The organism is Asticcacaulis sp. P2_B1 (assembly GCF_056404915.1).
On the sequence record NZ_JBFUDD010000007.1, the window covers coordinates 136,653 to 151,124 of the forward strand.

Annotated in this window: 10 protein-coding genes; 8 read left to right on the forward strand and 2 right to left on the reverse strand. The window is 57.4% G+C overall.

All coding sequences use genetic code 11. The features are described 5' to 3' along the window. Positions 1 to 27: 27 nt before the first annotated feature. Positions 28 to 870, reverse strand: a complete 843-nt coding sequence (locus AC1DX3_RS16155) for an IclR family transcriptional regulator (protein WP_476990345.1) — start codon at positions 868 to 870, stop codon at positions 28 to 30. A 133-nt stretch (positions 871 to 1,003) separates the two neighbouring features. Between AC1DX3_RS16155 and AC1DX3_RS16160 the strand changes: the two genes are divergently transcribed. After that, entirely contained in the window at positions 1,004 to 2,233 is a 1,230-nt protein-coding gene (locus AC1DX3_RS16160; RefSeq protein ID WP_476990346.1) for a sigma-54-dependent transcriptional regulator, read from the forward strand. Between the two features lie 37 nt (positions 2,234 to 2,270). Further along, the gene (locus tag AC1DX3_RS16165) at positions 2,271 to 3,431 is read left to right on the forward strand and encodes a sensor histidine kinase (RefSeq protein ID WP_476990347.1); all 1,161 of its coding nucleotides are present in this window, start codon (positions 2,271 to 2,273) and stop codon (positions 3,429 to 3,431) included. Here the strand turns inward: AC1DX3_RS16165 and AC1DX3_RS16170 are convergent. After that, positions 3,405 to 4,223: an IclR family transcriptional regulator gene (locus AC1DX3_RS16170; RefSeq protein ID WP_476990391.1), complete on the reverse strand. Its 819-nt coding sequence runs from the start codon at positions 4,221 to 4,223 to the stop codon at positions 3,405 to 3,407. The two genes, AC1DX3_RS16165 and AC1DX3_RS16170, sit on opposite strands and share 27 nt — an antisense overlap. A gap of 794 nt (positions 4,224 to 5,017) precedes the next feature. On the opposite strand from AC1DX3_RS16170, the gene AC1DX3_RS16175 reads away from it, so the two are divergent. From AC1DX3_RS16175 to AC1DX3_RS16200, 6 genes are all read left to right on the forward strand, one after another. Next, on the forward strand, positions 5,018 to 8,602 hold the full coding sequence (locus AC1DX3_RS16175) for a TonB-dependent receptor plug domain-containing protein (RefSeq protein ID WP_476990348.1): 3,585 nt from the start codon (positions 5,018 to 5,020) through the stop codon (positions 8,600 to 8,602). Between the two features lie 197 nt (positions 8,603 to 8,799). Then, entirely contained in the window at positions 8,800 to 10,350 is a 1,551-nt protein-coding gene (locus AC1DX3_RS16180) for a tryptophan halogenase family protein (RefSeq protein ID WP_476990349.1), read from the forward strand. Continuing rightward, the gene (locus AC1DX3_RS16185; protein ID WP_476990350.1) at positions 10,343 to 10,633 is read left to right on the forward strand and encodes a hypothetical protein; all 291 of its coding nucleotides are present in this window, start codon (positions 10,343 to 10,345) and stop codon (positions 10,631 to 10,633) included. The genes AC1DX3_RS16180 and AC1DX3_RS16185 overlap by 8 nt, the downstream gene beginning before the upstream one ends. Positions 10,634 to 10,945: 312 nt before the next feature. Beyond that, positions 10,946 to 12,490, forward strand: a complete 1,545-nt coding sequence (locus tag AC1DX3_RS16190) for a tryptophan halogenase family protein (protein ID WP_476990392.1) — start codon at positions 10,946 to 10,948, stop codon at positions 12,488 to 12,490. After that, a complete protein-coding gene (locus AC1DX3_RS16195) occupies positions 12,487 to 13,545 on the forward strand; it encodes a cupin-like domain-containing protein (protein WP_476990351.1) in 1,059 nt (352 codons plus the stop codon). Before AC1DX3_RS16190 ends, AC1DX3_RS16195 begins: the two co-directional genes overlap by 4 nt. Positions 13,546 to 13,621: 76 nt before the next feature. Beyond that, on the forward strand, positions 13,622 to 14,311 hold the full coding sequence (locus tag AC1DX3_RS16200) for a DUF6445 family protein (RefSeq protein WP_476990352.1): 690 nt from the start codon (positions 13,622 to 13,624) through the stop codon (positions 14,309 to 14,311). Positions 14,312 to 14,472: the final 161 nt, after the last annotated feature.

The following is a 14,472-nucleotide window of genomic DNA, read 5'->3' on the forward strand; positions in this document are numbered from 1 at the left end:
ATGAAGGATTTCACGGGGATGGCTGGGTCAGGCGACCAGGGCATCGCCATGCAGCGATTCATTCAACGCCTCGGCGGCCTGCTGTAAAGCCGCCAGACACCAAGTCAGGTTAGTGCTGCTGGCGGTTTTAATATAGGGCACGGTTAAGGCGGCTACGAACTGACCCTTCTCGAAAATCGGGCAGGACAGATCGATGACTTCCGGCAGATAGGGATTTTCAACCTGCGCAAAGCCGGCTTCGGCCGCCCTGTGGATAGCTGTCTTCAAGGTCGACCACTCGTGGGCATCGATTATGGACGAAATCTCGGCAGGCCAGCGGGCAGGGTCGGAATTTTTTGTGAAGGCGGCGAACGCCAGGCCCGGCGCGGACGCCGGAATATCGAACCGGAAGCCCAGCGGAACATTGATACCGCAAGGTCCCGGCGACTCCTGTTGTGCGGCGACCAACATGTCCGGCAGAGACGGGACCGTCAGGTTGCACGACTGTGAGATATCAGCGCAAAGGGAATGCATGACAGGTTTGGCAAGGGTCAGCAGGCGCTGATGAGATGGGGCCGTGGACTGAAGCTCACAGAGCTTTCCCGTACGTTCGTATAATCCCTGGTCTCCTGTTCGAGCGACATAGCCCCGGTCTTCGAGGACCGCCAATGACCGGAACACCGTCGTCAGCGGTATATTCAGGGCCGCGGAAATGGCGGATTGGCTCGGTGGCGTGGGACATTTGGCCAGGAACTCGAGAATGTCCAACCCAGCGATAAGGGCGCGTGATCCAGCTTTGGGTCCCGCTTTGGCGTTCTGAACGATATTGGAGTGTGGGCTGCCGGCAGGGGAGAGGTGTGAGCTGTGCTTCAGTTGATTATGGTTTGTCATGGCGCCCTTCCGTGTTTATACCGGACATTCTATCTCAGTCCGGCTCACAACCTAACCTGCGAAAATCATTTGACTTTTTTACCTTTCACAGGCACTTCTGAGCGGTGATTGTCCAAACTGTCCGAATTCGTACATGCCAGCGCGCAAAATCCTTTTCATCGACGACGACCCTGGGGTCTTGAAAGCCGCCGAGCTGCTACTGTGCAAGGCCGGCTATGAGTTCCGTGCGGCTTCGAACCCGACTGAAGCCTACAGTCTCTTGGCGGTCGAGGCCGCGGACGCCATCTTGCTCGACCTTAATTTTTCCCGTGCGCAGATGTCGGGAGAAGAGGGGCTGACCTGCCTCCGCGAAATTCTCCGCCATGATCCGAACGCGGTGGTCCTCGTCGTAACCGGCCACAGCGGTCTCACCGTCGCGGTTCAGGCGTTAAGGGGCGGAGCCAAGAATTTTATTATGAAACCCTGGAGCAACGAACGGTTACTAGACGTCATCGACGAGGCGCTGACGGAGCGGCGAAATGCCGGTGCGCAAACCCAGCCGGCTGAGGCCGTGGCTCACGTCGACGGAGGTCTGATCGTAGGCGAGTGCGACGCGGTTTTGCGCATCAAGGAATTGATCGAGAAGTATGCCCGACTGACGGCTGGGGTCCTTGTCAACGGCGAAAACGGAACGGGGAAAAGTCTTGTCGCTCAGGCCCTGCACCGCCAGTCCGGTCGTTCGAAATTGCTGATCGTCGACGCCGCCAACCTGGCCATGTCGGACTTGGCCGATATAGCCGATACGACCGTTGTGCTCGAGGATATTGACAGGCTGGATCCCGGTCTTACGGCGGCCGTAACGGCGTGGCTTCAGACGGCGAGTGGACGCAACACGCGTGTTGTCGCAACCACCTGCCGGAGCCATCCGGATATCGGCCTCCAGAGATCCCTTCTTTATGCCTTGAGTACGCTCGAAATGACGATCCCGCCGCTGCGGGACAGGGGGAACGACATTGAGCTCCTGGCCAACCATTTTGCGCGCGTTTTTGCGCTGCGGCAGGGCTTCAATATGCGCAGCCTGACGCCGGACGCGATCGCTGCGTTAAGGGGAGCGACGTGGAGCGACAATCTGCATGCCCTGCGCAGAGCGATCGAAAGGGCGGTCGTCGTCGCCGAGGGCTTTGCGGTGACCGCCGCGGACCTGGATCTGCCGAAGACTGACGCGCGCGATTCCACCGACCGGGCGCTGGATCTGGAACGCACGGAAAAGTACATCATCCAACAAGCCCTCGGTCGTCATAATTTCAATGTTTCCAAGGCGGCGATTGAGCTCGGATTAACGCGTCAAACCCTCTACCGCCGCATGGCCCGTCATGGTCTTTAAAACTCAGCTGCGAGTCCTTGTCACATCGATAATGTTGATGGCGGCTTCGGCTCTTGTCACGGATGCCCTTTACAATCGGCTTTGGGCCAACCTGACATTCGGCTGCTTGATTCTGATATCGTGTCTGGCTTTTCTGCTGCGCCTTCAGCCAAAGGTTTTGCAAGATCCGGCGGTGGTGGAACAACACAATACCAGCAGAACCGAATCTCTCTCTGTCCTGGTCGATCAGGTGCCGATGCCGCTTCTCAGATTCAGCCCTGCGCAAGGCATGATGGCGATCAATCGCGCGGCACGCAGCCTGTTCCGTACCGATGGGCTCATCGCGGATCCACCACAAACCCTGCTCGATGCGGTCGTACGATCGGATCCCGGCGCGCCAGGGTCGCTATCCGTATTCGGCCGAACCTACGCGGTGGGTATCAGCGAGATCCGGAGCGAGGAGGAGGCGATACGTCTCGTCAGCCTGACGGACATCCAGTCCGAGGTTCGCATGGCCGAGGCCACGGCCTTGAAGGATCTTTTGCGGGTCCTTAGTCATGAAATCATGAATTCCCTGACGCCCGTGGCTTCGTTGGCCGAAACGGCGCGCGCTTATCTCGAGGGCGAAACCTCGCCCGCCTCGCTCTCAGCCCGGCAGGCCTTGGACGTGTTGTCGCAAAGGGCGAGCGGGCTAGCGCATTTTGTCGAGGCCTATCGGTCCATGGCGAGATTGCCCGACCCGGTATTTCGTTCGGTCGAGCTTGGGCCCCTGCTGCGAGACATAGTCCACGTATTCGAGCTGAGCGTTGCGGCGAAGGGCGTCTCAATAGCGCTCGATCTACCGGCCAACATTCCGTCGCTCGATCTGGACGAAACCTTGCTCACCCAAGCGCTTCTCAATGTCTTGACCAACGCGGCCGAAGCCACCACGGCCTTGCCCGGCCCCGGGCGTATTCGACTTTCGGTGACGCATGATCGCGATGAGGTGAGAATATCCATCTCGGACAATGGTTGCGGCGTGGCGGATAGTCTGGCCGAACAAATATTCCATGCCTTCGTGACAACCAAGGCCAGCGGCACGGGAACAGGGCTGAATCTGGCCCGCCAGATCGCCCTGGCGCACGGTGGCGACCTGGTGTTCTTGGGACGAAATGAGGCATGGAGTTCGGTGTTTTGCTTTATCTTGCGCGTTTCACCGAAGCTCCTTGGCGTCCACTAACAGGTCGGGTGCGCCCAGGGCCTTTGACAGGTTGGCCGCGGTTTCGCACACGGATGCCACACATTCCTCGAGACTGACGCTGAGCTTGCTCTTGATGTAGGTGAGAGTCAGGGCGGCGATCAAGCCGCGATCGCTGAATACCGGGCAGGAAATATCTGTGATGCTATCGGCATACAGGCTCTTGGCAACAAGATGTCCCTTGGCCCGGGCGCGGTAAGCCTGGTCCTCGAAATCCTCCCATTCTTGCTCCGATACAGTCGGCTGCAGTGCCGCACGCCAGGCGTCGCGAACCTTTGGTCTCTGGAACGCATACAGGACCGCACCGGAAGCCGCTTCGACGATTTTCTGGCGAAAGCCCACGCGGATGTGAAAACTTGGGATAGCCGGGGCGTCCATTTGGCCGACGACGACAATCTGATCTTCCGATGCGACGACGATGTGGCAGGCTTGTTGGAGGCTATCGGCAAGGTTTCTCATTTCCGGCACGGCATTATCCAGCAAATTCTTGCTGATGCCCCGCGTCAGTCCGAGAGAAAAGAGTTTGTTGGTAAGCTCATAGCCGCCCTGATTCTCGGCGATTGCCACATAACCGCGGGTTTCCAGCACCTGAAGCATGCGAAACAACTCGCTGACCGATCTGTTCAGCCGCTCGGAAATCTGCTTCGGGACCATGGGACGGGGCGCGGATGCGAGAAGCTCGATAATGTCGAGGCCCTTTTCAAGCGCCGGGGCACGATAGCGTGAATCGCCGGCATCTTCGCCTTCATTAAGCTCAGCTTTTTTTCGTACCATGATCAAACTATTGCGCCATCATTCGTATGTTGCACCCAACACCGTTGCTATCCGGGTATCCCGGGTTGGTTAGTCAGGTAGGTCTTACCAATCAACATCATATATAAAATGCGGAGTCAAATTTGTAGGCGCGCACAGGCAAATGGGTTGACCCTGTTCGAGGTTAAAAATTTTTAAGAGCAAAATCGATTTTTATATTTAATTTTTTAATGGGTTAGTTTATCGTGATTTGCGCCTCCCTGTGGGGGCGCCTTCGAGCTTCTTCTCCGTGGCGGCCCACGGCTCCCTGTCTGGGCTTCCGCACGACTCTCCCCCCTTGTCCCGAGATGAGGGGGGATTTTTTTACGGTTTGACATGCCATTGGCGACGGTGGGCCTTGACTCGCGAGCCAATGACGGCGGCGACCCCTGGTGTGAGGCGTGGCCGATGAAACTTTCAACTGCCCTGTGATTAGTTGATTGCACTTTTAATGTAAAAATGTATTTTATTAGCAAATTGCGCGTTGGCTAATTGCGGTATGGGCCCTGAGGCGGCAGGTCCGGCAATTGCGGAACCCCCTTGCCTTAGTTCCGAGGTCGCGTGATCCGGACGTGGTTCCAAAGCATTTCACCCGAATTTTGTGTCAGGTGTGCAACAGTGCAAAAATTTGGATATGAAATTTAATTTTATCCTTGAATTTTTTACGCTCCCATTTCTATTGTCGTACAATAAGGCGGAGCCCATGCCGCCCTAAAACGAAAAACGTAAAAGCGGAGCGGCGATCGGCGTCAGCTCCGGGTCACGAGGAAACAGGAATGAAAAAAGTAGGATTTAAGATGTGGCTTGGCGCTGGCGTTTCGGCGCTTACCCTGGCGGCGATGACGGCAGGCGCCTATGCGCAGGATGCGGCTCCGGCCCCTGCAAGCGACGCCGCCGCGGCAAAGACCGATGACACAGTGGTCGTGGTCACGGCCCGCCGCAAGGCTTTGCAGTCGGCCATCCAGATCAAGAAGAATTCCGACACGATTGTCGATTCGATCGTGGCTGACGAGGCGGGTCAGTTGCCGGACACCTCGATCACCGAGGTCCTGTCGCGGGTCTCGGGCGTCACCTTGTCCCGTTTTTCGGTGGGCAGCAGCAGTGGTACGCCGTCCTTCCAGATCGAGGGTACGGGTATCAGTGTGCGCGGCCTGCCTTATAACGCAAGTACGCTGAACGGCCGCCAGGCGTTCAGTGCCAACGGCGCGAATTCCCTGAGTTGGGGAGACGTCACACCGGAGCTCGCTGCCGGGGTTGATGTTTACAAGGCGGCGCGGGCGGACCTTATCGAGGGTGGGACGTCGTCCGTCGATCTGAGAACGCATATGCCGTTCGACTATAAGAAGCCTGAGTTCGACGTGTCCCTGGGCGCCAGTTACGGCGACCAAGTCAAGAAGATCTCGCCGGACATGTCCATGCTCTATACGCGCCGCTTCGATACGAATCACGGCGAGATGGGCTTCCTGGTCGACGTAGCGCGCAGCCAGTATTATTCGCAGGATAGCGACGCCCAAATGGGGCCCTACCTGATGGAGAACAATCCGAACGTGCCGTCAGGACGCTCGCTCGTGCCGACGGGTTACGGCTGGAGCCAGAACACGAACAAGCGTGATCGCGACGGTTTCTATGCGGCCTTCCAGTGGAAGCCGAGTGACAACTTGACGCTGAGTTCAACGTTTTTCTATTCGCAATACAAGACCAAGTCCGCCGGGCATTCCGGTAGCTGGGGTAACAATCCAAACTCCACCAATGAAAATATTCCGACCGATGCCACCTTTGATCAGGATGGCGCCATGACCAGTGGCTCCCTGCACATTGGCGGTACCGGTGCTTCGACGCCGATTTTCGGTTGGGGTGGCAATAACTGGCTGGCCCAATATTACGATCCGACGGATCCCAACTACAGCTATATCGGTTCCCTGAGCACGCCGTTGCCGCAGCTGCTGAACGCCGATTGCCGTACGCAATATGGCAGCCTGGAATCGTCAAATCCGACTATCAATTGGGGCAATTGGGACAGGGCGGGTACGCCGGAACATCCCGAGGATGGCATGTTCTATTGCCAGCCGTCCAATAATGCCAATGGCACCATCACCCTGAACCTGGGCGGATCGACATCCGTAAGCCACAATACGTCGTCCACGATGGACTTCAGCCAAAGCTTTGTGTGGACGCCGAACGACAGGCTTCGTCTCCGCGGCGCCCTGCAAATTGTTGCGTCCCGCACGGACGGGCTGAGCATGTATGCCGGCATTACCCAATCGGACCCATTACTGTCGTCTGCCAGCTTCGACGCGACGAAAAATATTCCGGTTCTGGGCGGTTTTGATGCCGATGCCCTGGTGAATACGTCCACGGCCTATTTCAGCCAGTTCGCTTATAATGGCAATCGCAACAAAGGCACCTCGGTGGCCGCCAATATCGACGGCGACTATTTCCTGGGCGATGATCACTTCTTCAAATCGGTGTCGTTCGGCGGCCGGATTGCGGATCGTAGCGAACGCGACGACTTCATCGGCACCTATTGGGCGCCGGTTTCGGAAGGTTGGGTCAGCAATACCTACCCCGATGGTTCGGTCGATGGCTACAAGGCCTATCTGGGTGGACCCAGGGCTGTCACGGGCCCGTACACGATAGAAGTTACGGAAACCGTCGGCGGCGTGGCGACAAAGCGGCAGGTTACGGTCAATCCGTATGATACCGTTAAGCCTTCGGATTATGAGATTTTCGACTTCCCCGACTTCTTTGGCGGCAAGGTTCAGTCGCCGGGGGCGATCTTGGTGCCGGGCGAAGCCTTGATGCAAAACTATGACTGGGCGCATTTGGCCGGCTTGAGCGCCGATGCGCGGACGGATGCGGTGAATAAGGGAATTTGCGCCGCCTTCCCCGACGCGACGTGGGACACCAACAACCATCCTTGTGATCCGACGCCGGGCAAATGGACGCCCCAAACCTATTATGACAATAGTATCGACAAGCGTTTGGGAATCACGAACACCACGCTCAGGAACGCGGCCCTCTATGTCGAGGGCAAGTTTGGCGGCAACGGGTTCGGGATTATTCCGCCCTTCTCCGGTAATGTCGGCGTCCGTGTCGTGCGGCAGATCCTGGCCGGCGATGGTAATTTCGTGATCAACGCGTCGAACAGCTTCTATCTTAATCAGGCAAGCGCGATTGCGGCCATGGCCAATGGCGGTCAACCGACGCCGCAGGGCGATATCTACGAAGTTGTTCAGAATTCCGCGCCACGAAGCAAGGAAATCTCCTTTACCCGTGCCTTGCCGTCCATCAACGTCAAGTTCGACATTTCATCCAAGCTCATCCTGAGATTGGCCGCGTCCGAAGGTATCAGCCCGCCGAATCTTGGCGATATCCGGGCTGGGGGACAGGTCACTGCCGCGACCCAGAGCTTCACCGGGGCTGATCCTGTCACGCATAACCAGTTGACCGTCAATTATCTGAAAAACATAGTCAGCGCATCCGGATCGGAAATGAAGCCTGTCATGATCGGCAGCGGCGACATTTCGTTGGAATGGTATCCCAAGGACGGCGTATTTGCCTATATGGACCTGTTCGGCAAGGAGCTGAAGGACCAGGATCTGTATACCTACTACTATCAGATCCAACCAACCCCCCTGTTGAAAGGGGCGGAAAAGACGCCTGTGACCGTCGACTTGCCCTGGTTCTATCAGCAAAACAAATCGATTCATAAGCCGGCCGAGATAGCAGGTTTTGAAATGGGTGGCCGCAAGTTCTTCGATAACTTGCCGGGAATTTTCAAGGGCTTCGGTGTCAGCGGCAGCGTCACCTATGTGACCAGTAGAAATCCGTCGCAATTGGCCAACTCCGTTGTCGGCCCCTATGTACCTGATTTCGTATTCCAGGGTGGCAGTACCGGTGGTGCGGGGGGCGTTGGCGCCGGTAATCCGAACACCGATTTCAAAAAGCTGCCTTACTATGGCCTGTCGAAATGGTCGTACAATATCGAGTTGTACTATAGCCAGGGTCCGATTAACGCGCGCCTGGCTTACAACTGGCATTCCAAGCAACTTCTGAGCACCAATGCCAATCCGCTCTCGTTTAACGCCACTGGTGGTAATCCTTACACCTGCACGGCCTGCTTGGACGAAAATCAAGGAAGAATCTATGAGATGGTGCCGTTGTGGAGTGATGATGCGGGTTATCTCGATTTTGGTTTTGACTACAAGATTACCGATCGCATAACTTTCGGTGTTTCGGCTGCCAATCTGACAAACACCGTGTCCAAGACACTGCAAGAGCCGCTCCCGGGCGTCTACGAGCGGCTTGACACGTACCAGAGCGACCGTAGAGCCAGTGCGTATCTGCGCGTACGCTATTAATAGCTAAGCTAGGACGGGAGCCTTAAGGAATTAAGGCTCCCGTTTTGTTTTGCAATTTGAAGCCAAGCTGCGGCGCGAGCCGGTAAATGACCTCCATTTTTGCTTCAGTTGCGGGCTAAACACGACGTTGGCGACATGACGATGTCATCTCTTGTCATGTCGTCCTGGGTGCGATGAGATAATCCGCGGAGTCTCTTTTGCTAAAGAAGGTTGTCATTGTTGGGGGCGGGACCGCCGGATGGATTACCGCGGCCTATCTGGCGAAGATCCTATCCTACGGTCTCCCCGAAGGATTGGATATTACCCTGGTCGAGTCACCGGATATCGGTATTATCGGCGTGGGTGAGGGGACTTTCCCCAGCATCCGGAAGACGTTCAGCCGGATCGAGCTCGACGAAGACAGCCTGGTTCGCGAAGCCAGCGCGACATTCAAGCAGGGCATTCGCTTTGCCAACTGGCGCGGCGTCGCCGACAAGAATGGCGATGACCATTACTTTCATCCTTTCCAAATTCCGGCCCAACATTCCGACTTCGATCTTTTACCCTACTGGCTTCTCGGTGTCGCGGGCGATGCCAGTTGGGAAAGCGTAAGCACCATCCAGCAGCGTGTCGTCAACGACAAGCGGGCGCCGAAACTTATCGATCATGCCGGCCATGGCGGGCCGCTGGGCTATGCCTACCACTTTGACGCCGTGGAACTGGCCAGGCTCCTGCGCAAGAAAGCTGTCTCCCTCGGCGTAACGCACGTGGAGGACACGGTCGACCGGGTCGTCGTCGGCGAGACCGGTTTTATCGAGCGTCTGACGACGCGGCGGCATGGCGACCTCACGGCGGATCTTTATATCGATTGTACCGGATTCAAGGCGCAATTGATCGGTCAGGCCATGGGGGTTCCCTTCGAATCCTGCCGTTCGCAGCTTTTTGCCAATCGGGCTGTGGCCGTGCAGGTGCCCTACGACCAGGTGGGCGCCCCTATTGAATCGCAAACCATCTCGACAGCCCAGGCATGTGGCTGGACCTGGGATATCGGTTTGAGCACGCGCCGCGGTGTCGGCTACGTCTATTCCAGCGACCATACCACCGACGAGCGCGCCGAGCACGTTTTGCGTGACTATCTGGGACCGGCTTCGCGCGCTTGCGATGTCCGGTTTTTGAATTTCGAAGCCGGCTATCGCCGAACCCAATGGAAGAAGAATTGCGTCGCCATCGGCTTGGCCAGCGGCTTTATCGAGCCCCTCGAGGCCACGGGGATAGGTTTCGCCGAGATCGCGGCCTTGATCCTGTCCAACCTGTTCCCATGGGAAAACAATTACGAGGTCTGCGCCGAGCAATTCAACGGCATCATGACGCGCCGCTATGCGCATGTCGTTGATTTTATTAAGATGCACTACTGTCTGACCCAGCGCTCGGACACGGATTTCTGGTGCGATAATGTCCGGCCGGAAACGATTCCCGACAGCCTGAAGGCGCGCCTGGAACGGTGGCGCTATCGTCCGCCGTCCTTCCTGGATATGGATCCTAACCACGACATCTTCACCGAGGCCAGCTGGCAATATGTCCTTTATGGCATGGGGTACAAGACAGACATCCGGGCGCAGGCCGGCGTCTACAGGTATTTCGACGACGCCAGGGCGCAATTTGCCGCCATAAGGCGGCAGGGCGACCAGGCGTTGTCGGTCCTGCCCACGCACCGGGATCTGATCGAGCAGGTTCGCCGGCAAGGGTTTCAGTACAAGAAAAGTGCTTAAAAAAAACGAAGCCCGCCCAGGGGCTGGCGTCGTACGCGAACCGGCATGCGACGCTGATCTGGTAACCGCAGTTTCAACGAAAACTCGGGCAATAAAACGGGAAGGAAATCCACAAGATGGCTATTACCGGTCGATCGATGGCGGAAATTCCTGGGAACGGATCAATGACGACAAACACCAGTTTACGAACGGCGATGTCATTTCCGGCGATCCGCGGGTGTTTGGCCGCATATATATCGGCGCGGGCGGGCGCGGCGTTATCATCGGCAATCCGGCGTCATAACCGGGGACGGCGTCGCCGCGGAAACTCTCCGCCCGCCGCCGCCGCGTTCCATTCTTGCCTATGCTCTTTGAGAACAGCGGGCATGTTGTCCGAAAGTGGACGATTCGGACACATTGGCGGTCAAGCGGTCTGCCGTGGGTGAAAAGACAAGGAAAATCAACAGGTAGCTGCTTAGATGGCAATTGCCTATAATAATGAAAAGCGAGGTGGCATCGTGGATCCCGGCGCGACCATCCAGGCTTTCCGCTCGACGGATGAGGCAAGTCCTGGCCTCGCATCACCCACAAACACGATCCGCAGTCCTTGCTGGCGATGGATCCAAAACATGTTGAACTACAGGCGAGAAGAGTACCGGGGAACAGGACACAGATGCAGCCCATAAAAAAAGTCATTATTGTCGGAGGCGGTACCGCCGGTTGGATAGCCGCGGCGGTCTTGTCGGCAAGTCTCGAACGGCATAGTGTTTCCATTACCGTGGTGGACTCCTCGGAAATCGGCACCGTCGGTGTCGGCGAGGCCACGATCCCGCCTATCCGTCAGCTTAATTTCATGCTGGGTCTGGATGAAGACGAGGTGATGCGCCGGACGAACGCCACCTTCAAGCTGGGTATCGAATTTGTAAATTGGGGCGCGCTGGGCGACCGCTATTTCCATCCCTTCGGCAATCATGGGCATGACATGTCCGGGATTCAGTTCCACCAGCACTGGATGAGAATGCGTGAGGGAGCGCTGGCGGACTATTCGATAGCCACCATGGCGGCCTATGCCGGACGGTTCGCCCGACCGACGGACGATCCGCGTGACCCCCTGTCGAAATTATCCTATGCCTTCCATTTCGACGCGGCGATGTATGCCGACCTTCTGCGCGAGGTCGCGCTCAAAAACGGGGTGATGCATGTCGACGCCCGTATCGCCGGCGTGACTCTTGATGGTGAGACGGGCTTTGTCGACGCCTTGAAATTGTCGGATGGCGAAACACTGCAGGCGGACCTGTATATTGATTGTTCCGGCTTCAGGGGACTTCTGATCGAAGACGCCCTGAAGACCGGCTATGTCGACTGGTCCCACTGGCTGCCCATGGACCGCGCCATCGCCGTACCGAGTGCCTTGGCAGGCCCCACCATGCCCTACACACGCGCCACGGCCGGTGCGGCCGGCTGGCAGTGGCGTATTCCTCTGCAGCATCGCATCGGCAATGGCCACGTCTATTGCAGCCAGTTTATGAACGACGACGAAGCCGAGGCCGGCCTGCTCGACAATCTCGACGGCCCGGCCCTCGCAGCACCAAGACGCCTGCGCTTTACCACGGGGCGCCGCCGGTTGACCTGGAACAAGAACGTCATCGCCCTGGGATTGGCCTCGGGTTTCGTCGAGCCTTTGGAATCCACAAGCATTCACCTGATACAGCGTGGCGTTGCAATCCTGATGGCGCTTTTCCCCGCGAGCGGGATCGTCCAGGCGGAAGTCGATCTCTATAACAGATTGATGACCGCAGAATATGAGGATGTCAGAGACTTTGTAATCTTGCATTACAAACAAACTCACAGGGACGACACGCCGTTTTGGCGTCAAGTCCGCGACATGAGTGTCCCGGAAAGCCTTGCCGAGCGCATGGCCGTCTTCGCCAATCTGGGGCGCCTGATTTTGAGCCCCGGCGAACTTTTCAGGGAAAAGAGCTGGAGCGCCGTGATGCTTGGTCAGGGCCTGTGGCCGCAAGGCTACGATCCGCAAGCCGATTTAATTCCGGAAACCGACGCCCGAAACGCCCTTCGAAGCATGAGGAGCGTTATCAAGAACCGGGTAAACACCTTGCAGGGGCATGACGACTTTCTGAGGGAGCGAGGTGCGGCGTCATGACCCGCGTGTCCGTCCGTCCGTCCATACCTCCTTTCGCCGAGGCGCCACCGATCGGACGACCGGTTCGGATTTGTCATGAACTGAATGCCGACACATTCAGGGGAGAGGTATTACCCGGCGGACAGCCCGTTCTCATCAAGGGCTTGGTGAAATCTTGGCCCGTGGTGGAGGCGAGCCTGGAGTCCGATGAACGGGTGGTTGCCTACCTGAAGCGCCTGGACGCCGGCCGCCCGGCCAGCGTTTCGATCTCTCCACCTGATCAAGACGGGTTGTTTTTCTTCACACCCGATATGACGGGATTCAACTTTACAACGGATGTTCGGCCAATTCCGATCTTGCTGGATTGGCTGCTTGCCCATAGAACCCAGCCGGCCGTCCCAACGATCTATTCTCAGTCGTTGATCCTTCACGACTTCATGCCCGACTTCATGCGTCTGCATCCTCTCGACCTGGTTCCCCCGGACGCACCGCCAAGACTTTGGATCGGCAATCGGGTCAGAACGCCGACCCATTTCGACCCGTCTCATAATCTGGCCTGCCTTGTCGCTGGCAAGCGGCGCTTTACCCTCTTTCCGCCAGAACAGATTTGCAACCTTTATCCCGGCCCCATTGATCGAGGTCCAGGTGGAGTTCCCGTCTCCATGGCCCAGATCGAGGCCCCGGATTTCGAAAAATATCCCTTGCTGGCGGAAGCTTTGCGTCACGCCCAATTCGCGGATCTCGAACCCGGGGATGCCCTTTATATTCCTTATAGTTGGTGGCACCATGTGCAGTCCCGGGCGCCTTTCAATCTCCTGGTAAATTACTGGTGGAGCGAAGCGAAAATGGCGCGACCCGCGCTTTTTTCGCCGCTTTTCCTGGCCATCGCCACCTGGCGTGATCTTCCGGACGATGAGAAAGTCCTGTGGAAGCGGCTGATGGATCTATACGTTTTTGGTGATCACAACGCGATGGCGGCGCATTTACCGACCGAAGGCAAAGGCCTTTCCGGCCCCATAACCTATGAAGTGGTGCGGCGTTTGAAGGCCTTTATGAAAGGTGTCGTGGACCGATGACGCGCGGACGGAAACGCCTGGCGGCTTTGCGTAATGTCATTTCGCCGCCAGCCGACACATTGGGGAGGAGGCGGTTATGATGGCCTTCGTCGAGGAGATCGGACGGGAACGGAACAGGGTACTGGTCGTCGACGACTTCCTGGACGAACCGCAAACCATGATCTCCCAAGCGACGGCCATGGCGCCCTTCAAACCTGAGGAGGGCGGTTACTACCCCGGTCTACGCCGGGCTATCGGCCTTGAGGATGGCGATGCAGGCGTTCATCTGCGCCAGAGTCTGCAAACCTTGGCGCCCCTGATGGGGCAGGTTTTCGGCGTACGCGCCTTCAACCTTCTCAGAGCCGGCTTTTGCCTCGTCACCCAGCGGCCTGACGAACTCGACTCCTGGCAACGCTTGCCGCACATTGATCAAACCGACCCGGGACATTTTGCCCTGCTGCATTTCCTCAGTCCGACGCCGCAGGGCGGTACGAACTTCTTTCGCCACCGCAGGACCGGTTTTGAGCGCGTTTCCCCCGATCGGGAGCCGATTTACGCCACGGCGCGTAAGGCGGAAATGAAAGCCAATGGGGCCCCGCCGGTCGCCTACTTCAATGACTCCGACCAGGATTTCGAGCGGATCGCCCGATTCGAGGGGATATATAATCGCCTCCTCGTTTATCGCGGGTCGTTGCTGCATTCAGGCTACATACCGGAGGGATTTGCCTTCAGCCCTGATCCGGCGTTAGGTCGCCTGACATGTAACATTTTTATACGTGCGCAATAACCCAATGGTCATGAGAATGATCGTTGGTATCGGCTTTTTATGCTCAGGCGGGCAGGCGTCGCCGCCGAAGGCTTGCCGGCCTTGTCCGAAAGCGGACAGCTCGGACACCAACATGCCCGCCCCGTCCGTTAGAGGCTAAAATGTCAATAAAATCAGCAGAT

Coding starts and splice junctions, on each gene's coding strand:
- AC1DX3_RS16175 (WP_476990348.1), top strand. CDS start 5,018: ATGAAAAAAGTAGGATTTAAGATGTGGCTTGGCGCTGGCGTTTCGGCG.
- AC1DX3_RS16155 (WP_476990345.1), bottom strand. CDS start 870: ATGACAAACCATAATCAACTGAAGCACAGCTCACACCTCTCCCCTGCC.
- AC1DX3_RS16200 (WP_476990352.1), top strand. CDS start 13,622: ATGATGGCCTTCGTCGAGGAGATCGGACGGGAACGGAACAGGGTACTG.
- AC1DX3_RS16170 (WP_476990391.1), bottom strand. CDS start 4,223: ATGGTACGAAAAAAAGCTGAGCTTAATGAAGGCGAAGATGCCGGCGAT.
- AC1DX3_RS16190 (WP_476990392.1), top strand. CDS start 10,946: ATGGATCCAAAACATGTTGAACTACAGGCGAGAAGAGTACCGGGGAAC.
- AC1DX3_RS16165 (WP_476990347.1), top strand. CDS start 2,271: ATGGCGGCTTCGGCTCTTGTCACGGATGCCCTTTACAATCGGCTTTGG.
- AC1DX3_RS16160 (WP_476990346.1), top strand. CDS start 1,004: ATGCCAGCGCGCAAAATCCTTTTCATCGACGACGACCCTGGGGTCTTG.
- AC1DX3_RS16195 (WP_476990351.1), top strand. CDS start 12,487: ATGACCCGCGTGTCCGTCCGTCCGTCCATACCTCCTTTCGCCGAGGCG.